The organism is Pseudoalteromonas fenneropenaei (assembly GCF_042643375.1).
GTDB classification, from domain to species: domain Bacteria; phylum Pseudomonadota; class Gammaproteobacteria; order Enterobacterales; family Alteromonadaceae; genus Pseudoalteromonas; species Pseudoalteromonas fenneropenaei.
Window position 1 is genome coordinate 71,940 of the sequence record NZ_JBHRSD010000026.1, and the last position, 9,772, is coordinate 81,711.

The 9,772-nt window shown below is 45.6% G+C and carries 11 protein-coding genes; all 11 read left to right on the forward strand.

Annotated elements, in window-relative coordinates; genetic code table 11:
* Position 1 precedes the first annotated feature (1 nt).
* Positions 2-2,119, forward strand: coding sequence for a PKD domain-containing protein (locus tag ACFOEE_RS14460; RefSeq protein WP_377125643.1), 2,118 nt, complete (start codon positions 2-4; stop codon positions 2,117-2,119).
* 18 nt (positions 2,120-2,137) lie between these two features.
* Positions 2,138-2,656 (forward strand): hypothetical protein, encoded by a 519-nt coding sequence (locus ACFOEE_RS14465; protein WP_377125646.1) that lies wholly within the window; start codon positions 2,138-2,140, stop codon positions 2,654-2,656.
* Positions 2,657-2,679: 23 nt separating this feature from the next.
* Positions 2,680-3,318: a hypothetical protein gene (locus ACFOEE_RS14470; RefSeq protein WP_377125649.1), complete on the forward strand. Its 639-nt coding sequence runs from the start codon at positions 2,680-2,682 to the stop codon at positions 3,316-3,318.
* Positions 3,319-3,509: 191 nt separating this feature from the next.
* Entirely contained in the window at positions 3,510-4,127 is a 618-nt protein-coding gene (locus ACFOEE_RS14475; RefSeq protein ID WP_377125652.1) for a hypothetical protein, read from the forward strand.
* A 49-nt stretch (positions 4,128-4,176) separates the two neighbouring features.
* Positions 4,177-4,692: a hypothetical protein gene (locus ACFOEE_RS14480; RefSeq protein ID WP_377125655.1), complete on the forward strand. Its 516-nt coding sequence runs from the start codon at positions 4,177-4,179 to the stop codon at positions 4,690-4,692.
* 2 nt (positions 4,693-4,694) lie between these two features.
* Positions 4,695-5,252, forward strand: coding sequence for a hypothetical protein (locus ACFOEE_RS14485; protein ID WP_377125657.1), 558 nt, complete (start codon positions 4,695-4,697; stop codon positions 5,250-5,252).
* On the forward strand, positions 5,249-5,749 hold the full coding sequence (locus ACFOEE_RS14490) for a hypothetical protein (protein ID WP_377125660.1): 501 nt from the start codon (positions 5,249-5,251) through the stop codon (positions 5,747-5,749). The genes ACFOEE_RS14485 and ACFOEE_RS14490 overlap by 4 nt, the downstream gene beginning before the upstream one ends.
* A gap of 45 nt (positions 5,750-5,794) precedes the next feature.
* Entirely contained in the window at positions 5,795-6,307 is a 513-nt protein-coding gene (locus ACFOEE_RS14495; protein ID WP_377125663.1) for a hypothetical protein, read from the forward strand.
* 262 nt (positions 6,308-6,569) lie between these two features.
* Entirely contained in the window at positions 6,570-6,944 is a 375-nt protein-coding gene (gene rpsL, locus ACFOEE_RS14500) for a 30S ribosomal protein S12 (RefSeq protein WP_377125666.1), read from the forward strand.
* Positions 6,945-7,044: 100 nt separating this feature from the next.
* Complete coding sequence (gene rpsG / locus ACFOEE_RS14505; RefSeq protein ID WP_377125669.1) at positions 7,045-7,515, forward strand: 30S ribosomal protein S7; 471 nt, start codon at positions 7,045-7,047, stop codon at positions 7,513-7,515.
* A 27-nt stretch (positions 7,516-7,542) separates the two neighbouring features.
* Positions 7,543-9,657 (forward strand): elongation factor G, encoded by a 2,115-nt coding sequence (fusA, locus tag ACFOEE_RS14510; RefSeq protein WP_377125672.1) that lies wholly within the window; start codon positions 7,543-7,545, stop codon positions 9,655-9,657.
* The last annotated feature ends 115 nt before the right edge of the window (positions 9,658-9,772 follow it).

Sequence of the window (9,772 nt, forward strand, 5' to 3'; positions counted from 1 at the left end):
TATGAAATGGAAGTGTTTTGCACCTTCTTTATTGGCTTTGGCAACCGCGTCTTGTGGAGAGAGTGGCCAACTTGAAGCATCAAGCGTTGTGGCTGTCGATAACACAACAGCCGTGGTGGTTGCGCAACCGACTGAAGTTGCGCCACTCATCGCGAATGCAGGCCCAGATGTCACCGTCAAACAAGGTGATGTAGTTAGTTTAAATGGCAAATTGAGTCGTTCTCAGCAAGGTGAAATTAATCAATATCAGTGGCGTTTATTATCTCAGCCCGCTGGCAGCGCCACACAAATTCACGGAATGGATAATGCCTCAGCTAAGTTTGTGCCAGATGTAGCGGGTGAGTATCAGTTACAACTTGCTGTCGTTGACAGTAAAGGACGCAGAGCTGAAGACCAAGTGTCAGTGGTTAGCCAAGGGTTTAATTTTAATTCTCCCCCTGCGGCCATTATTTTAAGTGACAAGATCACGGCTGCACAAAATGAGAGCCTAGAATTAGATGGGTCGATGAGCTTTGATCCTGATTTTAGGGATGTACTGCAATATCTTTGGCAGGTTGTTGCCGCACCAGAAGGTGCTGAGTACAGCTTAAGCAATACAAGCAATCCAATTACGGCGTTTCGTGCGAGTACAGTTGGTGAGTACAAAGTTGAGCTGAAAGTTACCGATCCAAAAGGCGCAAATAACAGCAGTAGCATTACTTTGACCATAGGTGCTGAGAATCAGCCGCCCATTGCGGAGTTAGGTAAAGACCGCTCTGTGATAGTGGGAGAAGCACAAACCATTGCGTGTGAGCGATGTTTTGACCCAGAAGGTGGAGCCATTAGTTATCACTGGCAATTGCTCGCAAAACCTCAAGCCAGTTTAGCCGAGTTAACTGAGTTGACCACGACTCAAACTGGCTTGCTACCAGATATCGTTGGTGACTATGTGATTGGTTTAGTGGTATCCGATGGTGAGTCCAGCTCAGCGCCAGCCACTATTTTGCTAAAAGCACAAGAAAATCAGCAACCAGTTGCAGCCATTTCACCTGTTTCAGGTGCCAAGGTAAATCAGAAAGTCAGCTTGGATGCAGCAGCAAGCTATGACCCTGAAGGGTCACCACTCAGTTACAACTGGGAGTTGATAGAGCAACCAGGCTTTGACAACTTATTTGCAGCGGATACTAGCACTCCTTACTTCACCCCTTCTCAGGAAGGGATTTATGTAGTGCAACTGGTCGTTTCTGATGAAACTCAAAGCTCCACACCCGTAACTGTAAGGATCCCTGTTGAATTGGATTTACCGCCAGTTGCAAAAATCAGCGGTGATCCATCTCGTCAGACTACTGTAGGTACAGAAGTGACTTTTGATGGTTCTCTTAGTTTTGACCCTGAAGGCTCGGCGTTAACTTATGTGTGGGCGCTGCAAACGCCGGAGGGTTCTCAAGCGCAGTTAGTGACAAACAATGCTGAGGCAAAACTACTTCCCGACGTTGCAGGTTATTACAGCATTACCCTTACTGTGACAGATGCTTCGGGTTTAACCTCGTCAACGCGCGTTGAGCTTCATGCACAAGCGCTGCCTAGTGTTTATAGCGGACAGTTGGTCGGCAAGATCACCGATGTAAAAAGCCAGCCACTTGGTAATCTTAGCTTTGATCTCAATGGTCAGGTAGTCACGACGGATGCGCAAGGCAATTTGATGGCCGAGCTGGAAGTCAAACCTGGAGAGTTCTTAACCCTAAAAACTCAAGATCCTCGCGTTGCAGCCGCGACCTATCAAAGCTGGCCAATTGATGAAAATAACTTTTACGTCAATTTAGGTAATACGCCTGTGCCTGTGATGCAAGACATCAAACTCATGCTGGCGGTTTGTAGCGCTATTTTCGATAAACAACCAGTTGCACTCGGCGTACGTTTACAAGATACCTCGTCGCGGTTCAATCACTTCGTTTGGCAATATGAGCAAACGTTTAATTTAGAGAAGAGCCGTATCAGTACCTTAAGTTTGCCTTCACCAGCTAACTATACGTTGACTTTACCTGAGGGGTTGAGGTTTGTGGCGACATCTAGCCCAATGCTAGAAGTGCTCTACAGTCCGGGTCAAGTGAAGCTTAAAACCATTTCAATCTGCAATTAGTTTAAAAAGGAGTTATCTATGGTTAAACATTTTACCCGCAGTGCTTTAGCTGCAATGTTAGGTATCACGGCTATGGCTGCCAGTGCGGCCGATCCTATCTATATTGGTGGAACTAAATACAACTACGATATCAATGATTTCACACCGATTTATGCTGCAGCTAACAGCACTCACGTGATTGGCTATCAAGCTGATATTCCGGTTTATGTTGATGAGTGGGATGAGTTTTACGGCCATCCAGAGCTAATTTTTGATGTGCGTGGTGAGCTAAACGCCAGCCTTGGCACAGCCCCTTTAAAAGTTGGAATGTCAGTTGAATGTTCTGACATTGATATTGGCTATGACGCAGACTTGGTTTTTCAACGTCGTAATGTCGTCATTCCGGCCCGATTTTCGGTATACAAACGTCAGGTAACTGAAGGTAAGTGTAAAAACCTCCACGTTGAAATCAGAAAAGTGGATACATCGCTCACCGATACCAACGCTACTATTAACAGCATTAGTTTCAGCACCATCATCGGGCTGAATTTAAACTAAATATAAAACAACAAGGAAACGTGATGAACTTACTCAAGACATCTTTATCAAGCGCAGTTATTTTTGCCTTTGCACAGCAAGTTAGCGCTGCAGCACCCGCTCAGAGCAATGTAACTAGCCTGAATCTACAAACACCAGAAGTTTATCGTTGCTGTGACTATGACAGAGATAGATTCTGCGAACCTTATATTCGCTACGCTGAACGACAAGAAACAGAAGAGCTGAAGTTTTCTCCAGAGCAAATATTGGCCGCGGTAACAATGCAAAGCGTTGACCCGATTTACATTGGTGGCGCACGCTACGCTTTAAATAAAAGCAAGTTCACGCCGGTATACCGCACTAGAACCATTTTTGACCCATGTCGTCATGAAGAGCCAATTATCATCAATCAATTGGCTGGATATGAAGTTTCTTTCCCTGTCGATGGTGACTTCGGTCAGCAACTTTATTTCGATATTTCTGGACGTTCAGATAGATCCATGTCCCTAAACGTAAGCTGTGGCTCCTTCAGTGGCAGTGACTCAGGCGACAAATTTGTGGTGTCTAAATCGCAAAATACCGGCGGTACGTGCAAGTCAATGACAGTTAAGTTTAGCTTCCCAGCGGGTACTGCTGCGCCGACATATATTGATCTCAACTTAATGATTTCAGAGCAGCTTTAGGCAGGTGCTAATTTTAAAAGGCATTTAAATGACAAAGTCTAGTCAAATGGCATAGCGGCCTAATTGGTAATTGGGTGTAGGAGCGCCAAGTTATCTTGATTTGAACCTCACTATTTCCGAGTCAATTTAATTGCTGTTGGGTTTATGGCTGGCGCGCCCGTGCCAGCTTGTTAATCTTTAAAGGACTTATTATGAAATTGGATTATCCATTAGTTGTATCTCTTGCGGCACTTTTGAACTTGAGCGCTGCTGCGGCGCAAGCTGTAAATCTATCGCCAATACAGCAACCTAATAAAGTAACCATTGGTGATGGCGATTGCCCACCCGATCATATTTGCTTGCCCCCACCTGACGAACCATGTGCCTATGCGACTCCTATTGATGCGTATGCATTATTAAGGGAGCGGATCGCCACGCTGGGTAGTGATTTAATCTACATCGGTGGTGCTAAGTACAGTGCGAATAAAAGTGACTTTATCCCAGAATTTGAAACCCGAGTAGATACCTGCCCGGGCCAGCCACCGTTGGTAACCTCTGTTTACAGTGGCTACTCATTGGAGCTTCCTGTTTATGGTGATAGTGGTCAGCAATTGCACTTTGATATCGCAGGGCGCGCTGCACAAAATATGACGCTGACTGTAAGTTGCGGGAGTTTTTCTGCTACTGATAGTGGCAATAAGTTTTATATTTCCCGCTCTCAGGTTACTGGCGGGAGTTGTACTAACATGAGTATCCACTTTAGCTTCCCTGAAACACCGATAGAGCCAAGCTACTTGGAGCTGAGTGTGATCGTGTCGGAAACTTTATAGTTAAATTTAACCATCGGATCAGACCTAAATAAGGAAATGGAGAAAAATAGTGACTAAGGCAATAATTTTAACGGCGCTACTCGCTTGTGCCAGCAGTCAGGCAAATACGCTTGAGCCGATTAAGCAAGTGGTTGTAAACCAAGGCCAGTTAGTTTTAAACATGGCTGATTTCAAACCTATCTTGCAGCGTTGGGCTGGGCGTGATGTAGAAGTGGGCTATGAGGCTTATGTTGATGTGGTCAACATCGCAGACAGCGACACACTGTTTTTTGATGCGCAAGGCGAAATTACCGCCAAGTGGTTTGCATCGAATTTTGCCATGACAGCACGTATGAGCTGTAGCGGTATTGCCGCTGGGGCGAGCAAAGTGTATGGCAAGCGTTTGGATGCGCAATCTTATCCAGCTAAGCCACAGATTTCGGAACTGCGCCACGGGATGTCGCAGTGTAAACAACTGAAAATCGAATTGGCGAAAGAGGGGGCGTTAAGCCGTCAGTTTTATACCAAAATAGAGCAGATTGATTTTACAGTCGCTCTGCATAGCAGTCAGCAAGGAGGGCTGTGATCATGATGAAGCGTTCACTACTCGTCGTTATGTCGCTGGGTTGGCTGACATCCACTCAAGCGGCAGAGCTTAACTTTGCGTTCACACTGGAGCAGATGCACAATAATGGCACCAGTTATGAAATTGAATTATTAGAGTCCAATATGCAACTGCCGAGTGTGTTGGCACTCAGTGTTGCCGTGAGTGGCCAGGCGCAACTGACGAGCGACAGCAACATGGCTTGCACTGTAGTTCGTGACGGTACATGTGTGGGAGTGGAACAGTCGGTAACAAACTATCAATTGCTCCATGAAGCCGCAATTTCGCTTAGCTGTGATGGTAAAATGATTTACCAACAACGTGAAAATCGCCTTGAGTTCACTAACGAAGTGATCAGTAACGATGCGAATGTACTACGCTTTGCTGAGCAGTTGGTGATGCTGAATAAGCGCTCTTGTCAGTCTTTACTGTTATCTGTGCAACCTTTAGTAGGCCATAGCGTAACTGGGATTAATGGACAGCTCAGTTTTAGTGACTCGACCTCACACTCCGCAGTAAATCATTACAAGGTGGCACTATGAAAAAGCTGTTAGCCTTAGGGTTATGTGCTTTTGTGCTGCCAGCGCATGCCACCAGTGTTGAGGTGGGTGGGGCGGTTTATGAACTCGCACTGCCGGATTTTACGCCAATCAAAGTCCCTTACGCGACTACCCAAGCGATAGTCGCGTATGAGGCTATCATTGATGTGGATGGTGACTTTGGACAGCCGCTCAATTTTGACGTTGGCGGCAGCATAATGACTAAGTGGTTTGCGGGTAATATGGCAGCGACTTTGTCAGTGACCTGTCTTGATCCAAGCACTTCATCCAGCATTTTTATTGGTGAAGAGATGGATTTTGGCATCCGCTATGAAAACGTAAGCTATTTAGCTAAGCCAACCGTCAACGTAATTCAGCAAACAGATGGGAAATGTCAGCAGTTAAAAGTGCGTATAGATAAAGAAGGGCACTTAAGTCGCCAATTCTATACCCAAGTGACAGATCTGGCGTTCCAAGTAAAAATTCTGGATGCAAATTAGCAATTTAAGGCACCAATGGGTGCCTTAGTTTTTCGGAGCATAACCATGAAACAGTATTATTACGCGCTTCCCTTGCTGGCTACACTGTGGTCAGGAGTGAGCGCTGCATTACCTACCTATGTGATTGGCAACATGACGGAATTAAAGCTACAGGATTTCACGCCCATAAAGCAGTATTACAAGACTGAAAACGGCGTAGACCTGTATGCAATTGCTGCGTATGAATTGGAGCTCACAACCTACGGTACTGTAGGTGTTGAACGGATGAACTTTGATTATACTGGTGCAATCCAATCCGCTTGGTACTCGTCTAACTTTGCTATGACTGTCAGCTTATACTGTGATAACACTTTACTCGCCAGTGATAGCTATGAAGGCATACGCTATGAGCGTGCTAGTTATTTGGTAAAACCGGATATTCAACTTCATAGTCATCCAATCTCAGCAGGATGTGATACACTTAAGATCCGCATGGATAAGTTAGGATCTGTGGCTCGTAAGTATGCGACCAAAATCCAAGCAGTCGACATGCGTCTATATTTAACGGTTGATTTCTAGCCCAATTAACCTGTTCGCCAGATACCTTGAGTCAAATAGATAAGCACAGTTTGTCATGGCACTGACTTATTTTGTCGCTAAGCTTGTGCCACTTTTCTGTTAGAACCAATAATCTTGCTGCTTAGAGGTCACTTTTGGTTGACAGGTTAAACTTTGGTCATTAAAATTCGGCCACCCATTTATTCGGTAAAAAAACTTACCAAGTAAAGTGGGAACGATTTCAAATTTTTTCAGTAGTAATTAATTAATCAGGAGCTATTTAATGGCAACTATTAACCAGCTAGTGCGTACGCCACGTCGTAGCAAGGTTACTAAGAGCAACTCTGCTGCTCTGAAAGCTTGTCCTCAGAAGCGTGGTGTATGTACTCGTGTATATACCACAACACCTAAGAAGCCAAACTCTGCACTACGTAAAGTAGCGCGTGTGCGTTTAACTAACGGCTTCGAAGTAACTTCATACATCGGTGGTGAAGGCCACAACCTACAAGAGCACAGTGTTATCCTAATCCGTGGTGGTCGTGTTAAAGACTTACCAGGTGTGCGTTTCCACACTGTTCGCGGTGCACTTGACTGTGCTGGCGTGACTAAGCGTAAGCAAGCTCGTTCTAAGTACGGTGCGAAGCGTCCTAAAGCCTAATGGTACTCCGTTAGTAAGGCCAAGCACTTAAACATTTGTAGTAAAAATTTGTTTTGGGAATTCGTGTAGAGCACGAACCTGAAGATACCGGAGATATAAAATGCCAAGAAGACGCGTAATAGGTCAACGTAAAATTCTTCCAGATCCTAAGTTCGGATCTGAACTTCTTGCTAAATTCGTTAACGTAGTAATGTTAGACGGCAAGAAATCTACTGCTGAAAAAATCGTATACGGTGCGTTAGACGTGGCTGCTGAGAAATCAGGCAAGTCGCACCTTGAAATCTTTGAATCGGCACTTGATAACGTTCGCCCACAGGTAGAGGTTAAATCTCGCCGTGTTGGTGGTTCTACTTACCAAGTACCAGTTGAAGTTCGTCCAGTGCGTCGTAACGCGCTTGGCATGCGTTGGTTGGTTGAAGCTGCGCGTAAGCGTGGTGAGAAATCAATGGGCCTACGTCTTGCTCAAGAAATGCTAGATGCAGCTGAGAACAAAGGCACTGCGGTTAAGAAACGTGAAGACGTTCACCGTATGGCTGAAGCGAACAAAGCATTCGCTCACTACCGTTGGTAATCTGCCCAGAACCTTTAAGAGGATACTATGGCACGTACAACTCCTATTGAGCGCTACCGCAATATCGGGATTTGCGCTCACGTAGATGCAGGCAAAACCACCACGACAGAACGTGTTCTGTTTTACACCGGCCTTTCTCACAAGATTGGTGAAGTGCATGATGGTGCTGCAACTATGGACTGGATGGAGCAGGAACAAGAGCGTGGTATTACTATCACCTCTGCTGCGACAACGTGTTTCTGGAAAGGTATGGATGCTCAGTTCGCTGAGCATCGTATCAACATCATCGATACTCCAGGACACGTAGACTTCACTATCGAAGTAGAGCGCTCTTTGCGTGTACTCGACGGTGCGGTTGTGGTGCTATGTGCTTCATCAGGTGTACAGCCACAAACTGAAACGGTTTGGCGTCAAGCCAATAAGTATGAAGTGCCACGTATGATTTTCGTCAATAAGATGGATCGTACCGGTGCAAACTTCTTCTCAGTTGTGGGTCAGGTTAAAAAGCGTTTAGGCGCTAGCCCTGTGCCAATTCAGATACCTATCGGTGCTGAAGATGAATTTAAAGGTGTGATCGACCTCGTCAAGATGAAAGCCATTAACTGGAATGCAGAAGACCAGGGTATGACTTTCACTTATGAAGCGATCCCAGCAGACCTTCAAGAGTTAGCTGACGAATGGCGTGCCAACTTAGTTGAGTGCGCGGCGGAAGCCTCTGAAGAACTGATGGAAAAATATCTAGAAGAAGGTGAACTCAGCGAAGAGGAAATCAAAGCTGCAATTCGTCAACGTACTTTGGCCAATGAAATTGTGCCAATGACCGTAGGCAGTGCGTTCAAGAACAAAGGTGTTCAAGCAGTACTAGATGCTGTAGTTGAATATCTTCCTTCACCGACCGAAGTTAAAGAAATCGACGGTGTACTTGAAGATGGCTCTGATGCAACTCGTCCAGCAAGCGATGATGCGCCATTTGCGGCGTTGGCGTTTAAAATCGCCACAGACCCGTTTGTTGGTACGCTCACATTCTTCCGTGTTTACTCGGGCACTGTTGCTCAGGGTGACGCAGTTTATAATCCAGTTAAAGCAAAGAAAGAACGTTTTGGTCGTATCGTGCAAATGCACGCTAACCACCGTAACGAGATCAAAGAAGTCTGTGCAGGCGATATCGCCGCTGCTATCGGCTTGAAAGATGTGACTACGGGCGACACTTTGTGTAGCCAAGATGCCATCATCACGCTTGAGCGCATGGAATTCCCAGATCCAGTTATATCTGTTGCGGTAGAACCAAAAACCATCGCTGATCAAGAAAAGATGGGCATAGCACTAGCTAAACTAGCTGCTGAAGATCCGTCTTTCCGTGTAGAAACGGACCCAGAAACGGCGCAAACGATTATCTCTGGTATGGGTGAACTTCACCTAGAAATCATTGTCGATCGTATGAAGCGTGAATTTAACGTGGCATGTAACGTGGGTAAACCTCAAGTTGCATACCGCGAAACCATCCGCGGCAGTGCGCAGGCGGAAGGTAAATTCATTCGCCAATCTGGTGGTCGTGGTCAGTTTGGTCACGTTTGGCTTAAACTGGAATCGATGGATTTCTCGGATAGCGAAGCACCAATCTACGAATTTGCTAATGAAATCGTAGGTGGGGTTATTCCTAAGGAATTCATCCCTGCGGTAGACAAAGGTTGTCAAGAGCAGATGAAGCAAGGTGTCCTTGCTGGTTATCCACTTCTTGGCGTGAAGGTCACTTTGTTTGATGGCTCGTTCCACGATGTCGATTCAAGCGAAATGGCATTCAAGATCGCAGGTTCGATGGGCTTTAGAAAAGCAGCAATGGACGCAAGTCCAGCGTTACTTGAGCCTATCATGAAAGTAGAAGTCATTACCCCTGAAGCAAACATGGGTGATGTAGTCGGCGACCTTAACCGTCGTCGCGGTATAATCGAAGGTATGGAAGAGTCATTTGGTGGTATGAAGCAAATTAATGCTCAAGTACCGCTCTCGGAAATGTTTGGTTATGCCACTGATCTTCGTTCTGCAACACAAGGCCGTGCGTCGTACTCTATGGAGTTTTCTAAGTACGCAGAAGCCGCTAAACATGTTGCAGATGCAATTATTGCAGCTCGCGCTGTGAAGTAATTTTAGTTCGGTCCGATCACTAGGATCGGACTTTAATTTCTTTTATAGGAATTTTTAAAATGGCAAAAGAAAAGTTTGAACGTTCGAAACCGCACGTAAACGTAGGTACAATCGG